Below are 24,911 nucleotides of genomic sequence, written 5' to 3'. Positions count from 1 at the left end.
TTTCGGCCTCATGCTTCCCCTCTCCACGGCAGCACGACCGGCCGCCCGGTCCGCGGATGCGCGAACACCTCGACCCGATGCCGGTAGACCTCGCTCAGCAGTTCCCCGGTGAGCACCTCGTCCGGCGGCCCGTCCGCGACGATCGAGCCTCCGGACATCACCGCGACCCGGTCCGCGTGCGCCGCGGCCATCCCGAGGTCGTGCAACACCACCAGCACCGCGTTGCCCTGCGCCGCCTGGCTCGCGGCCGTGCGCAGCACCAGTTCGGAATGCCGAATGTCCAGGGCGGCCGTCGGTTCGTCCAGCAGCAGCACCCCGGCCCGTTGGGCGAGCACGCGAGCGAGCGCGGCCCTGGCCTGCTCGCCGCCGGAGAGCGTCGTGAACTTCCGCCCGGCGAACGCGGCCATCTCGGTCTGCTCCATCACCTCGGCGACCACGTCCTCGTCGTCGTCCCACGGCGCCCGGCCCATCCGGACCACGTCGGCCACCGTGAAGGGGAACGACAGCGTGATCCGTTGCAGCAGAACGGATCGGCGCCGGGCGGTCTCGCGCGCGGACCACTCGCCGAGCGGTTTCCCGTCCAGCCACACCGAACCGGCGTCGGCCCGGACGTCGCCTGCCAGCACCGCGAGCGCCGTGGACTTGCCCGCGCCGTTCGGCCCGACCAGCGCCAGCACCTCACCGGAGGCCACCGTCAGGTTGAGGTCGCGCAGCACCTGCTGCCCGCCCAGCCGGACCGACACGTTCTCGCAGCACATCTCCGGCTTCACGCCCAGCCACCCGCCTGCTGCCGTGTCCTCCTGAGCAGCCAGAAGAAGAACGGCCCGCCGACGAGCGCGGTCAGCATCCCGATCGGCAGGTCGACGAAGGTGATCACGCCACGCGCGCCCAGATCCGCCGCGACCAGCAGCAACGCGCCGCCGAGCGCGCTGGCAGGCAGCAGCACGCGGTGGCCGGGGCCGGCGATCATCCGGATCAGGTGCGGCACCACGAGTCCGACGAACCCGATCACGCCGGTGAACGACACCGCGGCCGACACCATCAGCGCCACCAGCACGATCGAACCGAGCCTGAGCACCTCGACGTTCACGCCGAGGTGTCGCGCGGGCCGTTCGCCGAGCGACAGCAGGTCGAGCCTCCGGGCGAGGACCGCGGCGAGCGCGATGCCGGCGACCGCGAGAGGCAGCACCGTCCAGACGTAGCTCCACCGCGCGCCGGCGATGCTGCCGAGTTGCCAGAACACGATCTGCTCGCGTGCCTGCTGGTCGCCGAGGAACGTCAGGAACGCGATCCCCGCGCCCGCCACCGCGTTGATCGCGACACCGGTCAGGATCAGCGTGACCACCTCGGTGCGGCCGCCCGACCGCGCGAACGAGTACACGAGCAGCGTCGCGGCCAGCCCGAACGCGAAGGCGATGACCGGCGTCGTGAACTGGCCGAAGAAGGTCAGCTGGAACACGATCGTCAGGCACGCGCCGACCGCGGCACCGCTCGACACCCCGACCACGCTCGGTTCCGCGAGCGGGTTGCCGAACACGCCCTGCATCAACGCGCCCGCGACCCCGAGCACGGCGCCGACGACGATCGACATCACCACGCGCGGGAACCGGACGTTCCACAGCGTCGCCTCGGCCATCGGATCACTCGACGGGCTCCCGAACAGCGACGCGAAGACCTCGCCGACGGGAATCGGGAACTGGCCGACGGACGCGGACAGCAGCACGGCCCCGAACAGCAGGACGGCGAGCGTCAGGAAGAGCAGCGACCTCACGTGTACAGCGCCCTGGCCAGGCCGTCGATCACGGAGGCGGTCAGCGGTCCGAAGCTCAGCACCTGGTAGTCGTTCATGTCGATGATCCGGCGCTTCTGCCCGGCCGGCGTCTGCGCGACACCGGGCACGCCGACCATGCCGTCGACCCCGCCGACGGACGCGAGTCCCTTCGACATCACCAGGATCACGTCCGGCGCCGCCCTGGACAACGCCTCCGGGTTGATCGGCTTGGAGCCCTGCAGTCCGACCTCGGTGGCGACATCGACCCCGCCGATCGCGGTGATCAGCTCGTCCGCGCCGGTGCCCTGACCGAACATCTGGTAGACCCCGGATTGGCCTCTGACGTAGAGAAACACGATCCGCAGCCCCGATCCGTTCGCGAGCCGCTGGGCCGTGATCTTGGCCTTCTCGATCTCGATCGTCGTGCGGTAGGCCAGTTTCTCGCCCTCTCCCGGCACACCGAGGGCGTCGGCGACCTGCTTGATCAGCTCGCCGACGTTGTTGACGGCTCGCCGCGACTCCGTGACGACGACGGGGATGCCGGAATCCCTGAGTTGCAGCACCACGTCCCACGGCCCGAGCGTGGTGTCGGTGATCACGACGGTCGGCCGCAGCGCGAGGATCGCCTCGGCGTTGAGCTGGTGCCCGTTCGTCGTGACGAGCGGAAGCTGTGCGGCGGCGGGAAAACCGGTCGACGTGTCGCGCCCGACCATCCGGCTGCCCAGGCCCAGCCCGAACACCGTGGCGCCAAGCGTGCCGTACTGGTCGAAGGCGAGAATCCGGTCCGCGCTGGTCACCGTGACCTTGGTGTCCTGCGCGTCGGTGATCGTCGTGGGCAGCACCGGGGATGTCGTGTCGCTGATCGGTACGACGTCCGGCACCGCCACCGTCGCGGTGCTCGGCCCGGACTTCTGCCGCGGGTCCTGCACCGGTTCCAGTTGTTCCAGCGGAGTTCTGCCCGGATCGCCCTGCGGTACTTCCGGCGCGTTGCGGTTCGCCGGTCCGGTGCATCCCGCGACCAGCGCGACCGTGAGCACAGCCACCCAGATTCTCACGCTTTGAACTTAACTTAGGCTTACCTAACAGTCTAGGGTGAAGCTCCCACCACATCCGAAGTCCCCATTCACACCAAGGACAAGTGATGGCAAGAAAGATCCTGGCAACGGCAGCAGTAGCGGCCGCCCTCGTGACGACCGCCGTGCCTGCCGCGGCCGCTCCGGGAAGCGCTTCCCGCAACGGTCACACCCTGAGCGCGTCCAACGCCACCGACCTCGTCGTGGCCGGTGAGACGATCACCGTGACCGGCACCGGCTACGACCCGGCCAAGGGCTACTACGTGGCGTTGTGCCAGGTGCCCGACGACTACAGCTACGGCACGACCCCGACCCCGTGCCTGGGCGGCGACGGCCAGGGCGGCAGCGGTGTCGGCCCGTCGGCGTGGGTGACCAACACGCCGATCGGCACCAACCCGAGCGTGCCGATCGCGGCGGACGGCTCGTTCACCGCGCAGATCCACGTCAAGCAGGCCGGGGGCAACCTCGACTGCGCGCAGGTGACGTGCGCGATCGTCACCAGGCGCGACCACTGGGGCCTCTCCGACCGCAGCTTCGACGTCTTCGTCCCGGCGTCCTGGAGTTAGTGCCCGGCTCGTTCTTTCAGCTGGCCGGTGGGTGTTCGCGGACCGCGCAGCGGCGGCGGAACCAGGCGAGGAACCTCGCCGGGTCGCTGTGCCGGCGGATCGCGGACACCGCGCCGGTCGTACAGGTCTGGCCTGACCCGCTGGACCAGGGGCCAGCCGTAGTTCGCGAACGCGGCGGCGTCGAGTGCGGGATCGCCCGCGCAGGCGAAGTCCCAGTCGATGATCCCGCTGACTTCTCCCTTGTGTCAGCGCAGGTTCACCGGTGCCAGGTCGCCGTGCACGAAGCCCGTCGCCGGTGGCATCTCCGCGAATCGTCGCAGGACTTCCCCGGCGCGTTTGTCGGCGTCGAGTAGCGGGGACACCAGCTCCGTGATCGTCTCCGCTGCGTGCCGCCCGCCCGCGTGGTGCAGCGGTTCGTCAAGCAGGGCAACGAGTTCGGCGTCCAGCTCGACTTCCGCGAGGGCATCGAGCACATCGCGGACCGCGTCGTCGCTCACGGTCCGCGCCTGCTTGCCGGGCAGGTACGAGATGACGACGTGGGCCTGGCCCAGCGGCAGGTCCAGCCGGTCCTCGATGACCTCCGGCACGGCGAACGGCAGGCCGAGCCGCAAGATCCGCCTGAGCGCCTGCGCGCGCCGCCGTGCGTCGTGCAGGTCCTGGCGGGGGAACCTCGCGACCCACTTCCCCTTCACCACAACGGCATCGTTGAACGTGCCGCGCTCGAGTTTCGCGCCCCGCGTCGTGAGCAGCTCCTCGACGGTCATCAGCTGCCCAGGTAACGGACGACGGCCACCACCCGGCGGCTCAGGCCGGACGAGCCGGAGAGGCCGAGCTTGTCGAAGATCGCGTTGATGTGCTTCTCCGCGGCGCTCTGCGAGATGTGCAGCTGGGCGGAGATGCGGGCGTTGGTGAGGCCCTGGGCCATCAGTTCGAGGACCTCCTTCTCCCGCGCGGTCAGCGTTTCGAGCGGGTCGACGTGCGTCGTCCTGGTCAGCAGCCTGCGCACGACCTCCGGGTCGAACGCCGCGCCGCCCGCCGCGACCCTGTCCAGTGCCTCCAGGAACTCGTCCACCTGCGCCACCCGATCCTTGAGCAGGTAGCCGACCTTGCCACCGGTGCTGGTGATGAGCTCGGTGGCGTAGCGGTTCTCGACGTACTGCGAGAGCACCAGCACGCTGACCTCCGGCCACCGCTCCCGGATCTCCAGCGCGGCGCGCATGCCGTCGTCCTTGTGGTCCGGCGGCATCCGGACGTCCGTCACCACTATGTCCGGCCGGTGTTCTTCGGTGGCCTTCAACAACTCCGGCGCGGTGCCGACGGCGGCCACGACGTCGTGCCCCTCCTCGGCGAGCAACCGGATCAGGCCCTCGCGCAGCAGCGTCGAGTCCTCGGCCAGGATCACTCGCACGGCACCCTCGCGTAGATCGTGGTGGGACCGCCGGGCGGACTGGTCACCTCGAAGTCCCCGTCCACCGCCTTGACCCTCCTCGCCAGCCCCGACAGCCCGGTGCCGGTGGGGTCGGCACCACCGATGCCGTCGTCCCGCACCACGATCGCGATGCCGCCCTTGCCGTCCGGCCGCACGTGAACCTCGACCAGCGACGGGTCCGCGTGCTTCGCCGCGTTGGTGACGGCCTCGGACGTCACGAAATAGATCACCGTCTCCAGTGCGGTGCCGGGCGACGACCCGAGCCGGTTGCTGATCTCGACGCGCACGCTCGACCGTTCCGCCAGCACCTCGAGTGCCGCGTCCAGCCCCGAGTCGTCCAGCACGGCCGGGTAGACGCGCGTCGCGACCTCGCGCAACTCGTCGATGGCCTCGCCCGCCGTGTCGTGCGCCTGCCGCAACAACTCCTGCAACTGCTCCTCACCCCTGGCCCGCTTCGCCCGGCCGATCAGCATGCCGAGCGCCACGAGCCGCTGCTGGACGCCGTCGTGCAGGTCGCGTTCGATGCGCCGCCGTTCGTCGTCGATCGCCTCTATGACCTCGGCCCGCGTGCTGGTCAGTTCCGCGACCCGCTCGCGCAGCAGCGTCTGCTGGCTGGTCCCGAGCATCGTGGTGGCGAGCCACCGGTCCAGCACCGCCACACCGACCACGCCGGCCGTCGTCACGAAGATGACCAGCGCTCCCGGGATCGCCATCAGTGCGATCAGCCCCAGGGTTACCTGGTCCGCGTCCTCGATGAGCGCCCAGTCGCCGTCGAACAGCCACGCCGTCACCACCGAGATCCCGATGACGTACCAGAACGTCAGCAGGCAGATCACGCCGGCGCCGAGCGCGCCGACCAGCCACCGCACCGCGAGGTAACGACGGCATCCCTGACGTGTCAGCAGGTTCGTGTGCACGGCCCGGTCGAACCGCGTGATCCTGTCGAGCTCGTACTCGGTCAGCCGGACCACGCCCACGCCGGCGGCCGCGGCGGCGAGACCGGCCATTCCCGTCAGCGACCCGATCGTGAGACCCACGAGCATCCGGAACCAGCCACGCACCAACGAACCCGCGCTGAGCCGCTCCACCTGATGCACGTTCGCCACCGTACTGACCCCTCCGGCGCCCGGCATTGCGGTTTACCACAGTATCGCCCTGCGGTTTCCCCCACGATTTCCGACGGACAACCTCATGGTCCCGCCCAGTCCCCATTCCTAACGTGGACCCCGACCGATTTCACTGTCACCTGAGGGGAAAACCGATGCTGGCTGAATGGGCCGTCTCGCTGATGGAGTCACTGGGAGGCGTGGGCGCGGCCGTGGTCGTGGGCCTGGACAATCTGTTCCCGCCGATCCCGAGCGAGCTGGTGCTGCCCCTGGCCGGCTTCTCGGCGAGCAAGGGCGTGTTCAGCCTGCCCGCGGCCCTGTTCTGGACCACTGTGGGCTCGGTGGCGGGAGCCGTCATCGTCTACTTCGCGGGAATGCTCCTGGGCCGCACCAGAACTCGTAACCTGGTGGCCCGGATCCCACTGGTCCGCGTGACCGACTTCGACAGGACCGAAGCCTGGTTCACCCGCCACGGCACCAAAGCCGTCTTCTTCGGCCGAATGGTGCCGCTGTTCCGCAGTTTCATCTCCCTGCCCGCGGGAGTGGAACGCATGAACTTCCCGAAATTCCTCGTGCTCACCACATTGGGCAGCCTGATCTGGAACACCATCTTCGTGGGAGCCGGTTACCTGCTGGGCGAGAACTGGCATCGGGTCGAGTCCTACGCCGGCGTCTTCCAGAAACTGGTGCTGCTCGCCGTGGCCGCGGCCGTCGTCCTCTTCGTCGTCACCCGCCTGCGCCAGCGCTCCAAGGGCGACCCGGAGGCGACGCAGGTTTTACCGCGCGTCAAGCGATGACGTTGCCGCACAACCCAACTGGGCCGTGTTGTACCGGGGCTGGACACGAAGGTGCCCCAGGCCGGGAGAGTGGCCTGGGGCACCTGGGTAAGGCTGGATCAGACGTCGTAGCGGTCCGCGTTCATGACCTTGTTCCACGCGACGACGAAGTCCTGCACGAACTTCGAGGCGACGTCGTCACTCGCGTAGACCTCGGCGACGGCGCGCAGTTCGGAGTTCGAGCCGAACACCAGGTCGTTGCGGGTGGCGGTCCAGCGGACGGCACCGGTGGCGCGGTCGCGGCCCTCGAAGTTCTCCTGGTCCTCGGTGACCGACTTCCACTCCGTCTCCATGTCGAGCAGGTTGACGAAGAAGTCGTTGGTCAGCGTCTCCGGCTTGGCCGTGAGCACGCCCGCCTGCGAACCGCCGTGGTTGGCGCCCAGCACGCGCAGGCCGCCGATCAGCACGGTCAGCTCGGGCGCCGAGACGCCGAGCAGGTTCGCCCTGTCGATCAGCAGGTACTCCGACGGCAGCGGGGTGGCCTTGCCGCCGTAGTTGCGGAAACCGTCGACCTTCGGCTCCAGGACGGCGAACGACTCGGCGTCGGTCTGCTCCTGGGACGCGTCCACGCGGCCCGCGAGGAACGGCACCTCGGCGTCGTGGCCGGCGGCCTTGGCGGCCTGCTCGATCGCCGCGGCACCGCCGAGGACGATCAGGTCGGCCAGCGAGACCTTCTTGCCGCCGGTCGCGGAGCTGTTGAACGCCTCCTGCACGCCTTCCAGCGTGCGCAGCACCTGGGCGAGCTGGTTGGGCTCGTTGACCTCCCAGCCGCGCTGCGGCTCGAGGCGGATGCGGGCACCGTTGGCGCCACCGCGCTTGTCGCTCTGGCGGAACGACGAGGCCGAGGCCCACGCGGTCTTGACCAGCTGCGAGACCGAGAGGCCGGTCTCGAGGATCTTCGCCTTCAGCGACGCGACGTCGTCGGCGGAGATCAGCTCGTAGTCGCGGACGGGCAGGCGGTCCTGCCAGATCAGCTCCTCCTGCGGCACCTGCGGGCCGAGGTAGCGCTCGATCGGGCCCATGTCGCGGTGGGTCAGCTTGAACCACGCGCGGGAGAAGGCGTCGGCGAACGCCTCGTGGCTCTCCGCGAACTTGCGCGAGATCGGCTCGTAGATCGGGTCGAAGCGCAGCGCGAGGTCCGTGGTCAGCATCATCGGCGTGCGGTCGAGCGTGCCGTCCTCGGGGTCCGGCACCGTGTTGGCGCCCGCGCCGTCCTTCGGCTTCCACTGGTGCGCGCCGGCGGGCGACTTGGTGAGCTCCCACTCGAACGCGAACAGGTTCTTGAAGAACAGGTTCGTCCACTTGGTGGGCTGCTGCGTCCAGGTCACCTCCAGGCCGGAGGTGATGGCGTCGCGGCCCTTGCCGGTGCCGTGCGTGCTGATCCAGCCGAAGCCCTGCGCGTCCATCAGGGAGCCCTCGGGCTCGGCACCGACCAGCGACGGGTCGCCGGCGCCGTGCGCCTTGCCGAAGGTGTGGCCGCCGGCGATGAGCGCGACGGTCTCCTCGTCGTTCATGCCCATGCGGCCGAACGTCTCGCGGATGTCGCGGGCGGAGGCCAGCGGGTCCGGGTTGCCGTTCGGGCCCTCGGGGTTGACGTAGATCAGACCCATCTGGACGGCCGCGAGCGGGCTCTCCAGGTCGCGCTCACCGCTGTAGCGGGTGTCGCCGCCGAGCCACTCGGTCTCCGGGCCCCAGTAGACGTCCTCGTCCGGCTCCCACACGTCGGCGCGGCCACCGGCGAAGCCGAAGGTCTCGAAGCCCATGGTCTCCAGCGCGCGGTTGCCCGTGAAGATCATGAGGTCGGCCCAGGAGACCTTCTTGCCCCACTTCTTCTTGACCGGCCACAGCAGACGGCGGGCCTTGTCCAGGTTGCCGTTGTCCGGCCAGCTGTTGAGCGGGGCGAAGCGCTGCATGCCCGCGCCGGCACCACCGCGGCCGTCGTGGGTGCGGTAGGTGCCCGCGCTGTGCCACGCCATGCGGATCATGAACGGGCCGTAGTGCCCGAAGTCCGCGGGCCACCAGTCCTTCGACTCCGTCAGCACGGCGTCGACGTCGCGTGCCAGCTCGTCGAGGTCGACGGTCAGGAACTCCTGGCCGTAGTCGAGCTCACCACCGAAGGGGTCTGCCTGGACGGGGTGCTTGCGCAGGATCCGGAGGTTGAGCTGGTTGGGCCACCAGTCTCGGTTGCCGCCGCCCTCGCTGGGGTGGCTGCGTCGGCCGTGCGCGACCGGGCAGCCGCCGGCCTCCTCCTCGTTCAGCTCGCTCAGCTTGGCGTCAGTGCTGTCGGACACGGGAATCCTTCCGGGTGTTCAGGAACTTTTCGCGGCGGTCGTGCACTCGGGGCAGGAGCCCCAGTAGATGACCTCGGCCTCGTCGATGGCGAAGCCGTGGTCGTCGGATGCGTCCAGGCATGGCGCGTGGCCGACTGCGCAGTCGACGTCGGCGATGGCACCGCAGGATCTGCAGACGACGTGGTGGTGGTTGTCCCCGACGCGCGCCTCGTAACGGGCGACCGAGCCCTGGGGCTCGATCTTCCGCAGCAGGCCGGCTCCGGTCAGCGCGCGGAGCACGTCGTACACGGCCTGGTGAGAGACCGCGCCGAGGTTCTGACGCACGACGCCGATGATCGAGTCCGTGTCGGCGTGCGGGTGGGAGTGCACTGCGGACAGCACTGCTATCCGCGGGGCCGTCACCCGAAGCGACGCTCCACGCAACAGGCGCTCGAAATCGGAAGCCGTGGGCACGGACTCACCATGCCGCCTTTTCTGGAGTGAGTCAAGTTAATGAACGATGCAATTCACCTGAAGCGGTCACCGCCGCACGGCGAACATGGCGTCGGCCAGCCGCCGGACACCCTCGGCGAGTACGTGCTCGGGTGCGCCGCCGTAGGTCAAACGGAGAAAACTGCCCGGTGGTTCAGCGGCGAACCACGGCCGGCCGGGGAACACCACGACGTCACGCGCGGCGGCGGCCGTCGTCAGCTCCAGGTCGTCGACGCCGTCCGGCAACGTCGCCCACAGGTGCAGCCCGCCGGACGACCTGGCGAGCTCCAACTCCGGCAGGTGCTCGCCGAGTGCGCGTGTCAGAGCGTCACGCCTGGACCTCAAGGACTGCTGGAGCGTGCGCAGATGCCGGCGCCACACAGGCGAGGTCACGAAGTCGATCGCCGCCTCCTGCAGCGGCCCCGCGACGTACAGGTCCTGCCGGGACCGGGTGTTCTTCAGCCTGGTGCCCGCCGGGCCGCGGGCACCGATCGCGGCGACGCGCAGACCGGGCGCGGCGACCTTGGTGAGCGAGCGGACGTAGACGACGTGGCCGTCGGTGTCCTGCGAGACCAGCGTCGGCGGCGCGGTGCCGTCGATGGTGAAGCCGCGCGCCCAGTCGTCCTCGACGAGGAACGCGCCCACGCCGCGAACGATCCGCATGACCTCGGCACGCCGCTCGTCGGACAGCACGGCGCCGTGCGGGTTCGCGTGCAGCGGCTGGCAGTAGAAGACCTTCGCGCCCGTGCGTTCGAAGGCGGCTTGGAGCAGGTCCGGCCGCACGCCGTCCTGGTCCGCCGGCACCGGAACGACCTTGAGCCCGGCGTCGCGCGCCGCCGCGATCGCGCCGAGGTAGGTGGGGGACTCGACCAGTACGGCGTCACCGCGCTCGCCAAGCCCGCGGAACACCGTCGCGAGTGCTTCCTGAGCGCCCGCGCACACTGTGATGTCACCGGCCCGGAGCTCGCCGCCGGCCTCCTTCGCGAACCACGCGCGCAGCTCTTCCTTGCCCTCCACCGGGACGCGTCCCCACGAGGCGGGGCGGCGTGCGGCACGGCTGAGCGCGGCGCCGAGCGCGTCGGTCGGCTGCAGGCCGGGATCGAGGTAACCGCTGGTCAGCGGGATCGCCTCGGGTTTCGGCACCGCGACGAGGTTCGCCACCAGGTCCTCACCGGGCCTGCCCTCGCCGAGCGCGACGGCCTGCCACGACAGGTCGTGGCTCGTCGCGGCCGTCCGCGGGGCGACGTAGCTGCCGCGGCCGGGGCGCACCTCGACCAGCCCCTCGGCGGCCACGCGCTGGATCGCCTGCTGGACCGTCGCGGGCGACGCCCGGTGCCGCGCCATCAGCTCGCGCACCGAGGGCATGCGGTCGCCGGCGCGACCGGACCGTGCCGCTGCTCTCAGGTGCTCGATAACGCGGACGGCTGCGTTATCCTCGTTCATGAGAGCCAAGAGTAACGTTATCGTGCCAGCGGGGGTAACACTCGGCGCGCTCGGCGTCCTGGGTTTCAGCTTCTCGCTGCCCGCGACCCGCCTGGCAGTGGCGGGACTGGACGCGTGGTTCGTCGCGTTCGGCCGCGCCTTCGTCGCCGGGCTCCTGGCGATCGCTTATCTCGCGTTATCGCGAGCGCCTCTTCCTTCGGTAACGCAGGTCCGCCGCCTGCTCATCGTCGCCCTTGGCATCGTGGTCGGCTTCCCGCTCCTCACGTCCCTGGCCCTCACTACGCAGACCTCGGCCCACGGCGCCGTCGTGATCGCGGTGCTGCCCATGTCCACGGCGATCTGGGCGGTCCTGCGCGCCTCCGAACGCCCACCCGTCAAGTTCTGGCTCGCCAGCGGTGCCGGTCTGCTCGCGGTGCTGGCGTTCGTGGCCACCGGCGGCGGCTTCTCCGGCTCGCTGAGCCTGGCCGACGGCTACCTGCTGGTCGCCGTGGTGCTGTGCGGCCTGGGATACGCCGAGGGAGGCGCGCTCTCCCGCGAACTGGGTGGCGCCAGGACCGTCTGCTGGGCGCTGGTCGTCTCGCTGCCGGTGACGATCCCGATCTCCTTCTACACAGCCGACTTCTCGCGCGCCGACAGCGTCGTGTGGCTCAGTTTCGCTTACGTGTCACTGATTTCGATGTTCCTGGGCTTCTTCGCCTGGTACGCGGGCCTGGCCGCGGGCGGTGTGGCCAAGATCGGCCAGATCCAGCTGGCCCAGCCGGTGCTGACGCTCATGTGGTCGGCGCTCGTCCTGAGCGAACCGGTCGGCTGGCCGGCCCTCGCCACGGCGGCCGTCGTGCTCGTCTGCGTCGTGCTGACCCAACGAAGCCGTGTCACGTCAACGACAGTCGCAACCGCCCAGCCGGTGCGCTGACCGTCCGAAAACCTGGGGAGGCTCACCCCGCCCGCGTCCTGAAGGCCGGATTTATACTTTCCGCCTTCGGCTTTGGGGGTCGGCAGTGGCGACATCGAACAACCAGCTCTTCAAGATCGTGGACGGGCTCGCCGAGGCGCAGCGGTCTTCCGGTCAGCAGTACGACACGTTGCGCGTGCGCGGCAAGGTGTTCGGCTACTACTGGCCGCGCACGCAGACGGTCGGGCTGAAGCAGACGCTGTCCGAGCAGCGGGCTCTCGTGGCCGAACGGCCCGAGGTGTTCGAGGAGCAGTTCACGGCCGGTGGCTTCGGCTGGGTCGTGGTGTACCTCGAAGGCATCGAGGCCGACGAGATGAGGGAACTGGTGTACGAGGCCTGGCGGTTGTCCGCGCCGGAGGAACTCGTCGCCCAGGTTCCGGACCTCGCGCGATGAGCAGGGTCAAGTTCGAGCTGCCCGCTGACGACCTCGGCCGTGCGACGGCGTTCTACCGCGACGTCTTCGGGTGGTCGGCGCAGCAGTTGCCGTTCGACTACGTGCTCGTCGACACGGACGGGGAGCCGGTCGACGTGGCCGACGCGGACGGCGGGATCTCACCCCGGACCGAGTTCGTGCAGGGACCGGTGCTGATCATCGAGGTGCCGGCCATCGACGCCGTGGCGAGCAAGGTCGTGGAAGCGGGCGGCACGGTGCTCAACGCCAAGGAACGCGTGGGCGACTACGGGTTCTCGCAGTACGTCAAGGACAGCGAGGGCACTGTGCTCTGCCTGTGGGAGTCGGTTCAGGGCTGACGGCGCACGCTGTTCGCGCGGCTTGACCTCCACCGGGATCGAGGGTGCAGCATCTCGGTCATGAACGTGGTGATCACAGGTGGTGGCAGGGGTTTCGGGCGCACGATCGCGCGGCGGTTCGCCGAGCAGGGGGCGACGGTCGTCGTGACGGCCCGTGACCTCGTTGCCGCGCAACGCACTCGCGACCTGCTGACCGATGCGCACGCGGTGCAGTGCGATCTCACGGATCCGGCGTCGGTCCGGCGTTGTGCCGCACAGGCCGGCGAGCTGCTCGGCCACGTCGACGTGCTGGTCAACAACGGCGCGGCGTTCCTGGCGGAGTCCCAGGTGGACGACGACGCGATCGTGCGCACGATCTTGTCCGGCACGGCGGGAACGGTGCTGATGACCGAGAGTTTCCTGCCCCTGCTGCGGCGTTCCGAACGTCCGGACGTCGTCACGCTCGTGTCGCTGGAAGCCGAGTCACGCAGCGATCCCGCGCACATCGCGCACGCCGCGTTCCACGCGGCCAAGGCGGGTCAGGGGCGGTACGCGGAGATCATGTCGCAACGGCTGCGCCCCGAAGGCATCCGCATGATCGCGTTGTACCCGCCGGACTTCGACAACAGCGACGACGCGGCGCGCGACGGCATGCTCACCGCGCGGTCCGTGGCCGACTGCGTGCTGTTCGCGGTGAACCAGCCGCGGGACTGCTTCATCCGCTCGTTCCACTTCGAACCGATGCCGCGCTAGCGGAACAGGATGCGCGTGATCTCGGTGTCGGTCGCGCGGCCCTCGTCGTAGGCGCCCTCGCCCTTGAGGTTGTTCATGATCGCGAGCGTGTACCGCTCGTCCTTGCCGACGAACCCGACCGAGTTCATCACCCAGCCGCCGTCCTCCTCCGACCAGCCGTTCTTGACGCCGGAGTCGGGGCCCCAGACGCCCCACTGCTGCACGGGCCCGACCTCACGCATCTGCCCGAGGATGTACGCGCGGTCGTCCGCGGGCACGGCGTCGAGGATGTGGTTCATCAGGCGGTCGAGGTCGTTGGCCGTGCACTTCTCGAAGCCCCAGTAGGGGAACGAGGTCGAATAACCCTTCTGTGGCACCAATTCGGTCATTCCGTACTTGTCGAACGCCGCGTTGAACGTCGCGCCCGTGTAGCGCTTCCACAGCGTGTCGGCCGCGTCGTCGTCAGACGTGTGCAGCATCGCGCTCATCAGGCTGCGGTCCTCGGCGCTGAGCTTGATCTTGCCGGCGCGGTGGCGTTCCAGCAGATTCACGACCATCGCGAGCTTGATCGTCGACGCGGTCCACGTCATGTCGCCGGAGTGGTCGTTGCGCCAGATCGCGCCGGACTTGCGGTCGCGCAGCACGAAACCGGTGGTCCCCGGCCTGGTCTCGGCGTAGTCCTGGGCGGCCTTGATCCGCTTCTGGAAGTCGCACTCGAACCCGCTGTCGGGCAGTGGGCAGATCCCGGGCGTCACGACGAGAGGTGCTGCCGCGAGGGTGTGCGACTGGGGCTGCGTGCGTGCGACGGCGGGAGGTTCCGCCGTCACTGCGTGGCCACACGCCGTGAGGGCGAGCGCGCACGCAACAAGGATCGGACGGAGCATGCGCCGCACGCTAATGGGTCTGATCGGAAGCGGTCGACCGCCATACGGACGCGTTGATCACGAGAAGGTTAAGTCAAAGATGTTTGACATGGTGTCTGGTTCGCTTTACCTTGGTGATGTCAGGTTTCTTTGACATCAGGAGCGGGACCATGGCGTTCGAGGAGAAGCGGGCGTGGGCCTTGGCGGTCATCGCCGTGGCTGGTTATGCCGTGTATGTCCTGCTCGTCCTGAACGGGGCGGCGGGACGTCCGCTGGTCGAGGCACCGTACGTGGGCGCGTTGCTGTGGACGATCCTGCTCGGGATCGTCGCCGGCATCGTGTCCGGGATCTGGTTCGGCATCACCGCGCGCAACGACGGGCTGCAGGCCGACGAGCGGGACCGGGAGATCGGCCGGTTCGGTGACCACATCGGCCAGTCGTTCGTCGTCATCGGTGGCGTGTCCGCCATGGCGCTGGCGATGGCGGAGGCGCCGTACTTCTGGATCGCCAACGTGCTCTACCTGTGCTTCGTGCTGTCCGCGGTGCTCGGGTCGGCGGCGAAGATCGTGTTCTACCGGCGGGGAATGCTGTGAAGCCCACCAAAGTCACGAACTCCATCCGTGCGTTGCGTTTCGCGCACGGCGAGATGAAGCAGGCCGATCTCGCCACGGCCATCGGCGTGACGCGGCAGACGTTGATCGCCGTCGAGCAGGGCAAGTACTCGCCCTCGCTGGAGGTGGCCTTCAAGATCGCGCGCGTGTTCGGAGTGTCGCTCGAAGAAGTGTTCCAGTACCCGGAGGAGGAAGAGCTGTGAAGGCTGTAGTGCAACGAAGATACGGATCGGCGGTGTTCGGTGACCTCGATGTGCCTGTGCCTGGGCAGGGCGAGGTTCTGCTGGAGGTGCGGGCGGCGGGCGTCGACATGGGCGTCTGGCACCTGCTCACCGGCAAGCCGTACCTGCTGCGGTTCCTCGGGTTCGGGTTCCGCGGGCCGAAGTCGCCGGTGCCCGGACGGGACGTCGCCGGTGTGGTGAAGGAGATCGGGCCCGGCGTGACCGGGTTCGCGGTCGGCGACGAGGTGTTCGGCACGTGCGAGGGATCGTTCGCCGAGTACGCGGTCGCGCCGGTCTCACGGCTGGCGCGCAAGCCGGAGGGGATCTCGTTCACGGAGGCGGCCGCGGTGCCGATCTCGGGCGGGACGGCGCTGCAGGGGTTGCGCGGAGTCCAGGCGGGACAACGAGTCCTGGTGCTCGGCGCGGGTGGTGGTGTCGGCTCGTACGGGGTCCAGATCGCGAAAGCTCTTGGCGCACATGTGACCGGTGTGTGCAGCACCAGCAAGGTCGAACTGGTGCGGTCTCTGGGTGCCGACGAGGTCTTCGACTACACCGTCGCGGACTTCACCGGCACGTACGACCTGATCCTGGACTGCGGCGGCGCCAGGCCGTTGTCCAGGTTGCGCGGAGCCACGAACGAGCGCGGCAGGATCGTGCTGGTCGGCGCGGAGACCGGGGGTTCGATCACGGGCGGATTCCAGAAGTCGCTGGGCTCGCTGTTGCTGAACCCGTTCTCGTCCAAGAAGTTCGTCCCGCTGATGTCCACCGAACGCGCTGACGTCTTCGACGAGCTGCGTGTGCTCATCGAGGCGGGCTCGGTGAAAGCCGCCGTGGGCAAGGTCTTCCCGCTGTCCGAGGCACTCGACGCGGTGGACCACGTCTACTCGCGGCGGTCCGTCGGCAAGACGGTCGTCACGATCTGACCTCCGATCACCACGGTCGTCACGTGGTGCAACGCCGTGATGTCCCGCACGGGATCTCCTTGCACGGCGATGATGTCCGCATCCCAGCCGGGTTTCAGCACGCCCTTGCTCACGCCGCACGCCTTGGCGGCCTGACTGGTCGCGCTCGCCAGCACGGCGGTGTTCGGGATGCCCGCCTCGATCATGTTCTGCAGGGCGTGGGCGGTGATCCCGTGTGGTTTGCCCGCGCCGATACCCCCGTCCGTGCCGGAGACCGTGCGCACGCCGTGGTCGTACATGCGCCCGGTCGCGTGGATCTTGGCGGCCAGGCTCATCCCCATGCGGTCGAACGCCTCCTGGATGTGGGGAGGCGGTTCCATGGTGACGCCGAGGGTGTGGCAGACGGCGACGTCGGCCTTCGCCAGCGCGTCCATCAGTTCGGCGGGGACGACCATGGCCCCGCCGGACAGGCACGTGCAGTGCTCGATGCCGTCCACGCCGGCTGCCACGGCCTGCTGGACGGCTCTGAGGCTGTGGGCGTGCGCGGTCACCGGGAGGCCCAGCGAATGGGCCTCCTCGACGACCACGCGCAGTTCGTGCTCGGTGAACTGGCAGTCGTCGACGATCGTGCCGGGGGTGGCGAACCCGCCGCTGGCCATGATCTTGACGACGTCGACGTTGCGTTCGGCTCTCGCGCGCACGGCCTCGCGGAGCGCGTCGTCCCCGGACGCTTCACCACCCATCGACCAGCAGTGACCCCGTGGGCTGGTGATGGGCGGGCCGGAGGCGAGGATGCGTTGCCGGTGCTTCGCGCGCTGCTCCACCACGGCCCACGCGCGGTCACCCAGATCGCGGACGGTGGTGACGCCTGCCCGGAGGTGGCGCTCGAGGCTGTCCCTGATCACCGCGTCGAGGTGCTCGGAGGTGAAGCCGGGCAGGCGGTCCAGCGCGCCGTTCTCGCTGTCCGCGCACAGGTGGACGTGGGTGTCGATCAGTCCGGGAAGGACGGTGGCGGTGCCGAGGTCGACCACCTCGGCACCGGCGACGTCGGGACGCCCCTGCTCGACGGCCTTGATCTTCCCGTCCTCGACGAGGACCGTGACGGGGCCCGCGATGGACCGCTCACCGTCGAACGCACGCCCTGCCCGCAGCGCCAGCATCGGCCCAGTCTGAGCGCCACATGCTGGGAAAGCAATGGTCAGCGGGCGTGCGGCAGCGTCGTGAACTCCTCGACCTGAGGCAGGTCGTGACCGAGCCGGTCCCGCTTGGCCGTCAGGTACGCGATGTTGTGCGCGTTGGGCGTCATCAGCGACGGCACGCGCGCGGTCACGGAGATCCCGTGGGACTCCAGCGCCGCGATCTTGTCCGGGTTGTTGGACATCAGCCGCACGGACTGCACGCGCAGGTGCTTGAGCACGCGAGCCGCGGGGGAGTAGTCACGGACGTCGACGGGCAGGCCGAGCGACGTGGCCGAGTCCAACGTGTCCAGTCCCTCGTCCTGCAGCACGTGGGTGCGGATCTTCGACACCAGACCGATTCCGCGCCCTTCGTGCCCACGCAGGTAGACGAGGATCCCGCTGCCTTCGCGCACGATCGTGTTCAGCGCGGCGTCGAGTTGCTCGCCGCACTCGCAGCGCATCGCGGCGAAGATGTCGCCGGTCATGCACTCGGAGTGGATGCGCACGAGGACGTTCTCGCGCAGCTTCGTCTTGCCGTACACCAGGGCCATGTGCTCGTGGCCGTCCGCTCGGAACGCGACTGCGCGGAAGGTGCCACGCCGTGTCACCAGATCGGATTCCGCCACGTCTTCGTCACTGAAGGCCTGCTCGAACATCTCCGGTCCCCTCGTCGCCAGGCGCCTTCCGAACGTGCAGCTACGCTCGGATGGAGTCGCACCGTAACCCGACCGCACAGCGGAGGTCACCCTGTTCAGCATCACCGTCCGCGATCACGTGATGATCGCCCACAGTTTCCGCGGCGAGGTCTTCGGTCCGGCACAACGTCTGCATGGAGCAACGTTTCTGGTGGACGCAACGTTCAAACGGGCTGAACTCGATTCGGACAACATCGTCGTCGACATCGGACTCGCGACCCAGGAGCTGAACAAGGTCCTGGCCGCTTTCAACTACCGCAACCTGGACGAAGAACCCCAGTTCGCGGGTATCAACACGTCCACGGAGTGGCTCGCGAAACACATCGCGGACCAGCTCGCGGACAGGATCTCCGAGGGTGCCCTGGGTGAGGGCGCTCACGGGATCGATGCGATCGCCGTCACACTTCACGAGTCACATGTGGCGTGGGCCGGCTACGAACGTGCACTTCGTCCTTCCGGCTGACGTCGGGGATCCGGGCAGTCCCAGCGGCGGCAACATCTACGACCTGCGCGTGAGCGCGGGCCTGAACCGTCTGCTCGTCGCTGGTGACTGGCCGCGTCCGAGCGACGCCACCGCGTTGGAGCAAACGCTTGCGGCGATCCCGCACGGAGACGTCGTGCTCCTCGACGGCCTCGTGAGCTGTGGACTACCCGAAATCGTCGTTCCTCACACACGAAGACTGAACATCGCTGTCCTCGTGCACCTGCCGCTCGCCGACGAGACGGGCCTCGACCCCGCCACCGCACGTGCCCTCGACGCCCGCGAAGGTCAGGTCCTGAGAGCCGCGAGGGCGGTCATCGCGACGAGTCCGACGGCCGCGCGCGACCTCGAGCGCAGGCACGGGCTCGACCACGTCCACGTCGTCGTTCCAGGTACCGATCCGGCGCCGCGAGCGCACGGCACGGACGGCGTGCACCACCTGCTGTGCGTCGCGTCCATCACACCCCGCAAAGGCCACGACCTGCTGGTCAGAGCGTTGCGGAGGATCGAACGCGACTGGCGGCTCACGTGCGTGGGCCCGCATCGGCCGTTCCTGCGCGAACTCCCGGGAGACGATCGGGTCAGCTTTCCCGGACCACTTGCCGGCAAGGCTCTGACCAGCGCGTACGCCAGCGCCGACCTCTTCGTGCTGGCCTCCCGCGCCGAGACCTACGGCATGGTCGTCACCGAGGCGCTCGCGCACGGTCTGCCGGTCATCGCGAGCGCGGTCCCGGACGCCCTCGGTGACGGCGGTCTGCTCATTCCTGTCGGGGACGAATATGCATTGGAAGCTGCGCTGACGCGCTGGTTCGAAGATCAGGATTTCCGGGCCGAACTGCGTGCGAAGGCTCTCGCCCGACGGGCTGTTCTGTCTACTTGGGACGAATCCACAGAGGACCTGCGGAGGGTGCTGGCTACGCTCCGGCCATGACCTTCGCCCCGGAATGGCTGGCACTGCGCGAAATCGCCGACGCTGACGCGCGCTCTGAGGAGCTCGCGGACGTGGTCCGCGAAACTCTGGTGAACCGAAACCCCCTGACGATCCGTGACCTCGGTTGTGGAACAGGATCGATGGGACGATGGCTCGCCGGGAGGCTCGGCGGCGTACAGCACTGGGTGCTGCACGATCGCGACCCCCGGCTGCTCGGGCTGGCGGAGGCCGGCATGAACGAGCTGGAGAACGTCACCGCCGAAACGCGTGAGGGTGACCTCACGTCCCTGAAAGCCGCCGACATCGCGGGCGCCGACCTGGTCACGTGCTCCGCTCTGCTCGACCTGCTCACCGCCGAGGAGATGAACGCTCTGGCGCTGGCCTGCGTAGAAGCACATGTGCCCGCACTGTTCACGCTCTCGGTGGCAGGCCGGATCGACATCGATCCGGCCGAGCCGCTCGACGTCGCCTTCCAGGACGCGTTCAACGCTCACCAGCGTCGCGTCGTGGACGGGCGCCGTCTGCTCGGACCTGATGCACCGGCTGTCGCCGAAGAGGCGTTCGTGGCAGCAGGCGCTTCGGTTCGCACGGCTCAGAGCCCCTGGCGCATGAATGGCGACGCCCTGCAGCGGGAATGGCTGAAGGGCTGGGTCGACGCCGCGGTGGAGCAGGAACCCGCACTCGCCGCCGAGGCCCCCGAGTACCTGCACCGCAGGTCAACGGCCTCCGTGACGGTCCACCACGTCGACCTGCTGGCACTACCGGGAGCTGTGTGATGAAGAAGTTGTGGCCGTGGCTTCGCCTGGTGCTGGCGTTGGGCATCCTGGTGGCTCTGGGCGTGCGCCTGGGCACCGGGGCGTTCCTCGACGGACTGCGCGCGATCGATGCGTTCTCCGTCGCCGCCGCACTGGTGATCGGGCTCGTGACGACGGTGCTCAGCGCGGGTCGCTGGGTCCTCGTCGCGCGCCGCCTCGGCCTGCCGCTGACCCTGCGCACCGCGGTCAGCGACTACTACCGCGCCCAGCTCGTCAACGCCGTACTGCCCGCGGGCGTGCTCGGCGACGTGCACCGCGCGGTCAACCACGGCCGTGAGTCGGGCGACGTCGGACGGGGCGTGCGCGCCGTGTTCTTCGAGCGCTTCGCCGGCCAGATCGTGCTCATCGGGATCGGGCTCGCGGTGCTGCTCACGCACCCCGCGCCCGGTCTCGACCTCGCGCCGGACGGCACCACCGTCGCACTGGTCCTCGCCGGTCTGGCCGTTCTCGTCGCTGTCGGCTGGAACATCCGGCCGGTGCGAAAGGCGCTGGTCAACACCCTCGCGGACGGCATCAGGCTGCTGTCGTTGCGGACCTGGCCCGCCGTCATCGGGCTGTCGGCCGCCACGGTCGCCGGTTACGTCGCGCTGTTCCTGGTGGCCGCCCGCGCCGCCGGATCCGACGCGACGGTCGCCCAGCTCGCACCGGTCGTCGTGCTGGCGCTGCTGATCATGGCGATCCCGGTCAACATCGGCGGGTTCGGCCCGCGCGAGGCGTTCCTCGCGGTGGCGTTCGGTGCCGCCGGTCTGGGCGCCGCGCAGGGCTTCACCACGGGCATCGTCTACGGCGTGCTGGCGCTCATCGCCGCACTGCCCGGCGCGGTCGTGCTGTTCCTGTCACGCCGGAAGACCGAACAGGTCGAGGTAGTGGCGGAAGGACTCGGCCAGCCCCGCGAGCAGGAGCTCGCCCTTGCGCGCTGACGCCAGGGACGGACGCCCGATGACGCCGGACTCCGTGTACGGCGCCAGACCCAGGGTGAGCATGTGCCGCCTGTCCTCCGCCAGGTGGTCAGAGGTTTCGTAGCCGGGACGGATCAGATCGGGGTGCGCGTGCAGCAGGATCGACGTCTCCAGCTCGCCCGCGTGCATGTCGCTGTACGCCGAGGTCTCGATGCCGGCCTTCTCCCGCGCGAACGCCCAGTCGTCCCGGCCGGGGAACAGTGCCAGGCCTTCGCCCTCCTGCACGATGTTCGACAGCACGTAGTTGCCGCCGTGGCCGTTGACCAGCACGACGTTCGTGACACCGTTGCGCCGCAGGGACTCCGCGATGTCCGTGACCACTGAGATCAACGTGCGCGCGGAGATGCTGACGGTCCCCGGCCAGTCGGCGTGCTCCTGCGAGCACGAGAACTGGATGGGCGGCAGCAGCCGGACCGGGTACCTCGCCGCGATCTCCGACGCGATGGCCCACGCGATCACCGAGTCCGTGGCCAGCGGCAGGTGCGGACCGTGCTGCTCGGTGCTGCCGACCGGGAGCACGGCCACGCTCTTACCGTGGACGTCGACTGTGGTGTCACTCGGGAACATGAGCCTGACCGTAGTCAATCCGGTGGCACAGCGCCGGAATCCCGCCGTCGGCCAGCCTGGGCATCACGTCGGGCAGTTCCTCGAACGCGCTGTGGCCGGTGATCAGCGCGTCGAACCTGTCGTCGGCCAGCAGGTCGAGGGCGACCGCCATGCGTTCGGCGTAGGTGCGGTCGGGACGGCCGACCGTGCCGACCTGGCTGCTGCGGATCGTCAGCCTGCGCGAGTGGAAGAACTCGCCCAGCGGCACGGAGATCTTCCTGTCGCCGTACCAGCTCAGCTCGATCACGCGGCCTTCCGGCGCGAGCAGGCCGAGAGCCGTGGTGAGGCCCGGTTCGGTCGCGCTCGCGTGGAAGACCAGATCGCACCCGTCGAGAGCATTGCCCGGCAAGGCGAAGCCGACGCCGAGCTTCCTGGCGACGGCCTCGCGGGCGGGATCGGCGTCCACGAGCTCCACGCGGGCGCCGGGGAACGTGGCGAGCACCGCCGCGATGCTCGACCCGACCATGCCGCCGCCGACCACCGCGATCCGGTCGCCGATCAGCGGACGCGCGTCCCACACGGCGTTGACCGCGGTCTCGACGGTGCCCGCCAGCACCGCCCTGGCCGCCGGCACCGCATCGGGCACGAGCGTGACCGAGGTTTCCGGTACCACGTAACGAGTCTGGTGTGGGTAGAGACAGAACACCGTGCGCCCCCTCAGATGCCCGTGTTCGACGACGCCCACGTTGAGGTACCCGTACTTCACCGGCCACGGGAAGTCGCCCTCCTGGAAGGGAGCCCTCATCACCGCGTACTGGTTCTCCGGCACACCACCGCGGAACACGAGGGTCTCCGTGCCGCGGCTCACGCCGGAGAACAGCGTGCGCACCTCGACCTCACCCGGACCGGGTTCGGGCAGTGTGACCTGCCGGACTTCCCCGTTTCCGGATTCGTTGAGCCAAAAGGCACTCGCCGTACGTGTCACTCACAACACCTCCGCCGCACGAAGTTCGTTAGGGGCACCTGATGATCACACTTCAGCACACCAGGACCGCACCCGTCCTGCGGGAGCCTGCCATCTGGGCGGCGCTTCAGGTCCTCGCGCTGGGCATGGTCGGTGCCACCGCCGGTCTCGGCCCGCTCGGCTGGGCCGCCGGTCTCGCCTACGGGTTCGCCACGTGGGCGTTCCTCGGTTACGGCATGCAACGGCACCGCACCTCTGCCCTGGGGCCCGCTGACCGCGTCACGCTGGCCCGCGGCCTGATGGTCGGCGCGGTGACCGCCCTGGTCGCCGACCGTGCCGGGCAGGACGTCCCGGTCGCGCTGGTCGTGACGCTGGCGGCCGTCGCGCTGTCACTCGACTGGGTGGACGGTCAGGTCGCTCGCCGCACGGGCACCTCGACCGCGCTGGGCGCCCGGTTCGACATGGAGGTCGACGCCTTCCTGATCCTGGTGCTGAGCGCGTACGTGGCCGTGCACATGGGTCCGTGGGTGCTCGCGATCGGACTCATGCGGTACGTGTTCGTCGCCGCTTCCTGGCGGTTGCGCTGGATGAACGCGCCGCTGCCCGCCAGCTACGCCCGCAAGGTCGTGGCCGCGATCCAGGGGATCTTCCTCGTCGTGGCAGCGTCCGGCCTGCTTCCGGCAGCGGGGGTCCTCGTTGGTCTCGCGCTGGCATCGCTCGTGTGGTCGTTCGGTCGCGATGTGCTCTGGCTGTGGAACAACGCGGCCGTTTCGGTGGGAGAATCCCGCCATGCCTGAGCAGACCTCAACCGCGGCGAAGATCGGCAACATCGTCGTCTGGATCCTGCAGATCGTGCTCGCCGTGCAGTTCGTGATGAACGGCTACGCGCTGTTCACCGACTCGTTCGTCGCCAAGTTCGACGACATCGGCTTCGGTCAGTGGTTCCGCTACTTCACCGGTGTGCTGGAGATCGCCACCGCGATCGGCCTGCTCATCCCGCCCATCTGCGGCCTCGCCGCGCTGGGCCTCGCGGGCATCATGGCCGGCGCGGCGCTCACCGAGCTCACCCTGGTCACCAACGGTGGTCTCGACGACGCGAAGATGCCGCTGATCTTCATGGTGTGGGCACTGGTGATCGCGGTCTACCGCCGAGAGCAGATCTTCGGAGTGTTCAAGCTCGTCAGGAAGTGACTTTCGGGAAGTAGCGGAGCACCGCGACGTCCCCGACTTTCGTGACGTCCTCCAGGTGGAATCGGCGGGCCGGTCCACCGGGGAATTCGGCGGGATTCACGAAACGCGGGGCCGTCGCCTGGCCGATCAGCATCGGTGCCACCGCCACGCGGATCTCGTCGGCCAGTCCGGCTTCGAGGAACGCGGTGTGAATGCTCGTGCCGCCTTCGACCATGAGCTTTTTCACGCCACGCGCGCCGAGATCATCCAGAATCTCCGGGAATTCGCTGAAGGTCTTCGTCTCGGTGAGGTGCCTGACCGTGGTCTCTGGAGTGCGCGAGTACACCAGGCTGGCGCCGCCGCAGTGCCAGAACCGCAGGTCAGGATCCAGATCGCCGCTCCTGGTGACGGTGACGCGCAACGGGAACTCCGGCTTGCCGTCCGCGATTCTCCGCGCACGTCGCTCGTCGCTGTAGACGAGCAGTCGCGCGTTGTCACGGCGCAGCGTCTCGGCTCCCGCCAGAATCGCATCCGACTCCGCGCGCATCCGGTCGACGTGGTCGAAGTCCTCGGCGTTCGAAAGAGGAAACCTCTCGGTGCCGCGATCGTCGATGTGGCCGTCGAGGCTGACGGCGACGCTGAGCAGAACGTGCGGGCGGGTCACGAACCAGATAGTAGTTCAGTTGAACCTGTCGCGGGCTGTGCCGCGTTTACCTCATAGGGACTGGAAAGGAGATTCTCGGTGAGGATGTTGCTGCGGCGGACGGTCACGGTCCTGGCGGGGCTGTTCGTGTTGTTCGTGCTCATCGCACCGAGCGACTTGGAGAAGTTCTCGTTCGAGGCGTTCCTGCGGGTGCCGCTCGAAGGCCTCGCCGGCGTGCTGGTGCTGGTGCTGCTGCCGGACCGGTTCCGCAAGCCCGCGGCCGTCGCGGGCGGTGTCGCGCTGGGGCTGTTCGCGGTCGTCAAGATCATGGACATCGGCTTCGACATGGTGCTGTACCGGCCGTTCGACCTCGTGCTGGACTGGCCGTTGCTGGTGCCCGCCATCGACTTCGTGGACGTGACGTTCGGCCGCTTCGCCTCCGTTCTCGCCGTGGGCCTCGTGGTCGCGCTGGTCGCCGGGATCGTGTTCGTCGCGGCGGTTTCGGTGCAGCGCCTCGGTTCTGTCGCCGCCGG

Annotated in this window: 30 protein-coding genes and 2 pseudogenes; 16 read left to right on the top strand and 16 right to left on the bottom strand. The window is 69.0% G+C overall.

Annotated elements, in window-relative coordinates:
• Window positions 1–8: 8 nt before the first annotated feature.
• Genes IG04_RS0137235 through IG04_RS46925 form a run of 3 tightly spaced genes read right to left on the bottom strand, consistent with a single transcriptional unit; the run spans window position 9 to window position 2,826 of the window.
• Complete coding sequence (locus IG04_RS0137235; RefSeq protein WP_245816504.1) at window positions 9–770, bottom strand: heme ABC transporter ATP-binding protein; 762 nt, start codon at window positions 768–770, stop codon at window positions 9–11.
• Entirely contained in the window at window positions 767–1,771 is a 1,005-nt protein-coding gene (locus IG04_RS46930; protein WP_051771513.1) for a FecCD family ABC transporter permease, read from the bottom strand. The genes IG04_RS0137235 and IG04_RS46930 overlap by 4 nt, the downstream gene beginning before the upstream one ends.
• Window positions 1,768–2,826 (bottom strand): heme/hemin ABC transporter substrate-binding protein, encoded by a 1,059-nt coding sequence (locus IG04_RS46925; protein WP_030481451.1) that lies wholly within the window; start codon window positions 2,824–2,826, stop codon window positions 1,768–1,770. The genes IG04_RS46930 and IG04_RS46925 overlap by 4 nt, the downstream gene beginning before the upstream one ends.
• A gap of 86 nt (window positions 2,827–2,912) precedes the next feature.
• On the opposite strand from IG04_RS46925, the gene IG04_RS0137220 reads away from it, so the two are divergent.
• The gene (locus IG04_RS0137220; protein WP_030481450.1) at window positions 2,913–3,410 is read left to right on the top strand and encodes a hypothetical protein; all 498 of its coding nucleotides are present in this window, start codon (window positions 2,913–2,915) and stop codon (window positions 3,408–3,410) included.
• On the opposite strand, the pseudogene IG04_RS49040 reads toward IG04_RS0137220, so the two are convergent.
• The 4 genes and pseudogenes from IG04_RS49040 to IG04_RS0137205 form a co-directional block, all read right to left on the bottom strand.
• Window positions 3,407–3,640: pseudogene (locus IG04_RS49040) on the bottom strand (phosphotransferase); the annotation flags it as partial. The gene IG04_RS0137220 and the pseudogene IG04_RS49040 overlap by 4 nt on opposite strands.
• A 15-nt stretch (window positions 3,641–3,655) precedes the next feature.
• A complete protein-coding gene (locus IG04_RS0137215) occupies window positions 3,656–4,174 on the bottom strand; it encodes a phosphotransferase (RefSeq protein ID WP_030481449.1) in 519 nt (172 codons plus the stop codon).
• Entirely contained in the window at window positions 4,174–4,818 is a 645-nt protein-coding gene (locus tag IG04_RS0137210; RefSeq protein WP_030481448.1) for a response regulator transcription factor, read from the bottom strand. Before IG04_RS0137210 ends, IG04_RS0137215 begins: the two co-directional genes overlap by 1 nt.
• Window positions 4,809–5,936 (bottom strand): sensor histidine kinase, encoded by a 1,128-nt coding sequence (locus tag IG04_RS0137205; protein WP_030481447.1) that lies wholly within the window; start codon window positions 5,934–5,936, stop codon window positions 4,809–4,811. Before IG04_RS0137205 ends, IG04_RS0137210 begins: the two co-directional genes overlap by 10 nt.
• Before the next feature lie 164 nt (window positions 5,937–6,100).
• On the opposite strand from IG04_RS0137205, the gene IG04_RS0137200 reads away from it, so the two are divergent.
• On the top strand, window positions 6,101–6,742 hold the full coding sequence (locus tag IG04_RS0137200; RefSeq protein ID WP_051771503.1) for a DedA family protein: 642 nt from the start codon (window positions 6,101–6,103) through the stop codon (window positions 6,740–6,742).
• A 98-nt stretch (window positions 6,743–6,840) separates the two neighbouring features.
• Here the strand turns inward: IG04_RS0137200 and katG are convergent, their stop codons facing one another.
• The 3 genes from katG to IG04_RS0137185 form a co-directional block, all read right to left on the bottom strand.
• Window positions 6,841–9,072 carry a catalase/peroxidase HPI gene (gene katG / locus IG04_RS0137195; protein ID WP_030481445.1) on the bottom strand — a complete coding sequence of 744 codons (2,232 nt, stop codon included), beginning with the start codon at window positions 9,070–9,072 and terminating at the stop codon, window positions 6,841–6,843.
• 18 nt (window positions 9,073–9,090) lie between these two features.
• Complete coding sequence (locus IG04_RS0137190) at window positions 9,091–9,525, bottom strand: Fur family transcriptional regulator (RefSeq protein ID WP_030481444.1); 435 nt, start codon at window positions 9,523–9,525, stop codon at window positions 9,091–9,093.
• Between the two features lie 66 nt (window positions 9,526–9,591).
• The gene (locus IG04_RS0137185) at window positions 9,592–10,986 is read right to left on the bottom strand and encodes an aminotransferase-like domain-containing protein (RefSeq protein WP_030481443.1); all 1,395 of its coding nucleotides are present in this window, start codon (window positions 10,984–10,986) and stop codon (window positions 9,592–9,594) included.
• A 22-nt stretch (window positions 10,987–11,008) separates the two neighbouring features.
• On the opposite strand from IG04_RS0137185, the gene IG04_RS0137180 reads away from it, so the two are divergent.
• From IG04_RS0137180 to IG04_RS0137165, 4 genes are all read left to right on the top strand, one after another.
• The gene (locus tag IG04_RS0137180) at window positions 11,009–11,899 is read left to right on the top strand and encodes a DMT family transporter (protein WP_211257883.1); all 891 of its coding nucleotides are present in this window, start codon (window positions 11,009–11,011) and stop codon (window positions 11,897–11,899) included.
• 85 nt (window positions 11,900–11,984) lie between these two features.
• Window positions 11,985–12,332: an MmcQ/YjbR family DNA-binding protein gene (locus tag IG04_RS0137175; protein ID WP_030481441.1), complete on the top strand. Its 348-nt coding sequence runs from the start codon at window positions 11,985–11,987 to the stop codon at window positions 12,330–12,332.
• On the top strand, window positions 12,329–12,688 hold the full coding sequence (locus IG04_RS0137170) for a VOC family protein (protein ID WP_030481440.1): 360 nt from the start codon (window positions 12,329–12,331) through the stop codon (window positions 12,686–12,688). The genes IG04_RS0137175 and IG04_RS0137170 overlap by 4 nt, the downstream gene beginning before the upstream one ends.
• 60 nt (window positions 12,689–12,748) lie before the next feature.
• The gene (locus IG04_RS0137165; protein ID WP_030481439.1) at window positions 12,749–13,420 is read left to right on the top strand and encodes an SDR family oxidoreductase; all 672 of its coding nucleotides are present in this window, start codon (window positions 12,749–12,751) and stop codon (window positions 13,418–13,420) included.
• Here the strand turns inward: IG04_RS0137165 and IG04_RS0137160 are convergent.
• Window positions 13,417–14,283 carry a serine hydrolase gene (locus IG04_RS0137160; RefSeq protein ID WP_144065560.1) on the bottom strand — a complete coding sequence of 289 codons (867 nt, stop codon included), beginning with the start codon at window positions 14,281–14,283 and terminating at the stop codon, window positions 13,417–13,419. The genes IG04_RS0137165 and IG04_RS0137160 overlap by 4 nt on opposite strands.
• A gap of 149 nt (window positions 14,284–14,432) precedes the next feature.
• Here IG04_RS0137160 and IG04_RS0137155 point away from each other — a divergent pair, with 149 nt between their 5' ends.
• Genes IG04_RS0137155 through IG04_RS0137145 form a run of 3 tightly spaced genes read left to right on the top strand, consistent with a single transcriptional unit; the run spans window position 14,433 to window position 16,017 of the window.
• Entirely contained in the window at window positions 14,433–14,855 is a 423-nt protein-coding gene (locus IG04_RS0137155) for a hypothetical protein (RefSeq protein WP_030481437.1), read from the top strand.
• Complete coding sequence (locus tag IG04_RS0137150) at window positions 14,852–15,076, top strand: helix-turn-helix transcriptional regulator (RefSeq protein WP_030481436.1); 225 nt, start codon at window positions 14,852–14,854, stop codon at window positions 15,074–15,076. Before IG04_RS0137155 ends, IG04_RS0137150 begins: the two co-directional genes overlap by 4 nt.
• A complete protein-coding gene (locus IG04_RS0137145) occupies window positions 15,073–16,017 on the top strand; it encodes an NAD(P)-dependent alcohol dehydrogenase (protein ID WP_030481435.1) in 945 nt (314 codons plus the stop codon). Before IG04_RS0137150 ends, IG04_RS0137145 begins: the two co-directional genes overlap by 4 nt.
• On the opposite strand, the gene IG04_RS0137140 is transcribed toward IG04_RS0137145, so the two are convergent.
• Window positions 15,975–17,156, bottom strand: coding sequence for an amidohydrolase family protein (locus tag IG04_RS0137140; RefSeq protein ID WP_030481434.1), 1,182 nt, complete (start codon window positions 17,154–17,156; stop codon window positions 15,975–15,977). The genes IG04_RS0137145 and IG04_RS0137140 overlap by 43 nt on opposite strands.
• 38 nt (window positions 17,157–17,194) lie before the next feature.
• Entirely contained in the window at window positions 17,195–17,830 is a 636-nt protein-coding gene (ribA, locus tag IG04_RS0137135; RefSeq protein WP_030481433.1) for a GTP cyclohydrolase II, read from the bottom strand.
• A gap of 91 nt (window positions 17,831–17,921) precedes the next feature.
• Here ribA and IG04_RS0137130 point away from each other — a divergent pair, with 91 nt between their 5' ends.
• The 4 genes from IG04_RS0137130 to IG04_RS0137115 are packed head-to-tail and all read left to right on the top strand — an operon-like array spanning window position 17,922 to window position 21,016.
• A complete protein-coding gene (locus tag IG04_RS0137130; protein ID WP_030481432.1) occupies window positions 17,922–18,332 on the top strand; it encodes a 6-pyruvoyl trahydropterin synthase family protein in 411 nt (136 codons plus the stop codon).
• Window positions 18,286–19,281 carry a glycosyltransferase family 4 protein gene (locus IG04_RS0137125; protein ID WP_030481431.1) on the top strand — a complete coding sequence of 332 codons (996 nt, stop codon included), beginning with the start codon at window positions 18,286–18,288 and terminating at the stop codon, window positions 19,279–19,281. Before IG04_RS0137130 ends, IG04_RS0137125 begins: the two co-directional genes overlap by 47 nt.
• Complete coding sequence (locus IG04_RS0137120; protein ID WP_030481430.1) at window positions 19,278–20,057, top strand: class I SAM-dependent methyltransferase; 780 nt, start codon at window positions 19,278–19,280, stop codon at window positions 20,055–20,057. The genes IG04_RS0137125 and IG04_RS0137120 overlap by 4 nt, the downstream gene beginning before the upstream one ends.
• Window positions 20,057–21,016 (top strand): lysylphosphatidylglycerol synthase transmembrane domain-containing protein, encoded by a 960-nt coding sequence (locus IG04_RS0137115; protein WP_030481429.1) that lies wholly within the window; start codon window positions 20,057–20,059, stop codon window positions 21,014–21,016. The genes IG04_RS0137120 and IG04_RS0137115 overlap by 1 nt, the downstream gene beginning before the upstream one ends.
• Here IG04_RS0137115 and IG04_RS0137110 read toward each other — a convergent pair.
• Both IG04_RS0137110 and IG04_RS0137105 read right to left on the bottom strand, forming a co-directional pair.
• Window positions 20,933–21,622: a creatininase family protein gene (locus IG04_RS0137110; RefSeq protein ID WP_036016679.1), complete on the bottom strand. Its 690-nt coding sequence runs from the start codon at window positions 21,620–21,622 to the stop codon at window positions 20,933–20,935. The two genes, IG04_RS0137115 and IG04_RS0137110, sit on opposite strands and share 84 nt — an antisense overlap.
• On the bottom strand, window positions 21,609–22,586 hold the full coding sequence (locus tag IG04_RS0137105) for a zinc-dependent alcohol dehydrogenase (protein WP_030481427.1): 978 nt from the start codon (window positions 22,584–22,586) through the stop codon (window positions 21,609–21,611). The genes IG04_RS0137110 and IG04_RS0137105 overlap by 14 nt, the downstream gene beginning before the upstream one ends.
• A gap of 41 nt (window positions 22,587–22,627) precedes the next feature.
• Between IG04_RS0137105 and IG04_RS0137100 the strand changes: the two genes are divergently transcribed.
• Together IG04_RS0137100 and IG04_RS0137095 are read left to right on the top strand one after the other, a co-directional pair.
• On the top strand, window positions 22,628–23,362 hold the full coding sequence (locus IG04_RS0137100; RefSeq protein ID WP_144065559.1) for a CDP-alcohol phosphatidyltransferase family protein: 735 nt from the start codon (window positions 22,628–22,630) through the stop codon (window positions 23,360–23,362).
• Window positions 23,355–23,756, top strand: a complete 402-nt coding sequence (locus tag IG04_RS0137095; protein ID WP_030481425.1) for a DoxX family protein — start codon at window positions 23,355–23,357, stop codon at window positions 23,754–23,756. The genes IG04_RS0137100 and IG04_RS0137095 overlap by 8 nt, the downstream gene beginning before the upstream one ends.
• Here IG04_RS0137095 and IG04_RS0137090 read toward each other — a convergent pair.
• The gene (locus IG04_RS0137090) at window positions 23,746–24,399 is read right to left on the bottom strand and encodes a RibD family protein (protein WP_030481424.1); all 654 of its coding nucleotides are present in this window, start codon (window positions 24,397–24,399) and stop codon (window positions 23,746–23,748) included. The two genes, IG04_RS0137095 and IG04_RS0137090, sit on opposite strands and share 11 nt — an antisense overlap.
• Window positions 24,400–24,483: 84 nt before the next feature.
• Between IG04_RS0137090 and IG04_RS0137085 the strand changes: the two are divergent.
• Window positions 24,484–24,911: pseudogene (locus tag IG04_RS0137085) on the top strand (sulfatase); the annotation flags it as partial.

It is taken from the genome of Lentzea albidocapillata (assembly GCF_000719115.1).
GTDB lineage: Bacteria > Actinomycetota > Actinomycetes > Mycobacteriales > Pseudonocardiaceae > Lentzea > Lentzea albidocapillata.
Note: the sequence above shows the minus strand (reverse complement) of the source record. Positions and strands in the feature narration are given on the sequence as shown.

Excerpts from the sequence above, each read along its gene's own strand:
- IG04_RS0137220 (WP_030481450.1), top strand. The coding sequence starts at position 2,913 with ATGGCAAGAAAGATCCTGGCAACGGCAGCAGTAGCGGCCGCCCTCGTG.
- IG04_RS0137215 (WP_030481449.1), bottom strand. The coding sequence starts at position 4,174 with ATGACCGTCGAGGAGCTGCTCACGACGCGGGGCGCGAAACTCGAGCGC.
- IG04_RS0137200 (WP_051771503.1), top strand. The coding sequence starts at position 6,101 with ATGCTGGCTGAATGGGCCGTCTCGCTGATGGAGTCACTGGGAGGCGTG.
- IG04_RS0137185 (WP_030481443.1), bottom strand. The coding sequence starts at position 10,986 with ATGAACGAGGATAACGCAGCCGTCCGCGTTATCGAGCACCTGAGAGCA.
- IG04_RS0137170 (WP_030481440.1), top strand. The coding sequence starts at position 12,329 with ATGAGCAGGGTCAAGTTCGAGCTGCCCGCTGACGACCTCGGCCGTGCG.
- IG04_RS0137165 (WP_030481439.1), top strand. The coding sequence starts at position 12,749 with ATGAACGTGGTGATCACAGGTGGTGGCAGGGGTTTCGGGCGCACGATC.
- IG04_RS0137160 (WP_144065560.1), bottom strand. The coding sequence starts at position 14,283 with ATGCTCCGTCCGATCCTTGTTGCGTGCGCGCTCGCCCTCACGGCGTGT.
- IG04_RS0137155 (WP_030481437.1), top strand. The coding sequence starts at position 14,433 with ATGGCGTTCGAGGAGAAGCGGGCGTGGGCCTTGGCGGTCATCGCCGTG.
- IG04_RS0137140 (WP_030481434.1), bottom strand. The coding sequence starts at position 17,156 with ATGCTGGCGCTGCGGGCAGGGCGTGCGTTCGACGGTGAGCGGTCCATC.
- ribA (WP_030481433.1), bottom strand. The coding sequence starts at position 17,830 with ATGTTCGAGCAGGCCTTCAGTGACGAAGACGTGGCGGAATCCGATCTG.
- IG04_RS0137125 (WP_030481431.1), top strand. The coding sequence starts at position 18,286 with ATGTGGCGTGGGCCGGCTACGAACGTGCACTTCGTCCTTCCGGCTGAC.
- IG04_RS0137120 (WP_030481430.1), top strand. The coding sequence starts at position 19,278 with ATGACCTTCGCCCCGGAATGGCTGGCACTGCGCGAAATCGCCGACGCT.
- IG04_RS0137115 (WP_030481429.1), top strand. The coding sequence starts at position 20,057 with ATGAAGAAGTTGTGGCCGTGGCTTCGCCTGGTGCTGGCGTTGGGCATC.
- IG04_RS0137110 (WP_036016679.1), bottom strand. The coding sequence starts at position 21,622 with ATGTTCCCGAGTGACACCACAGTCGACGTCCACGGTAAGAGCGTGGCC.
- IG04_RS0137100 (WP_144065559.1), top strand. The coding sequence starts at position 22,628 with ATGATCACACTTCAGCACACCAGGACCGCACCCGTCCTGCGGGAGCCT.
- IG04_RS0137095 (WP_030481425.1), top strand. The coding sequence starts at position 23,355 with ATGCCTGAGCAGACCTCAACCGCGGCGAAGATCGGCAACATCGTCGTC.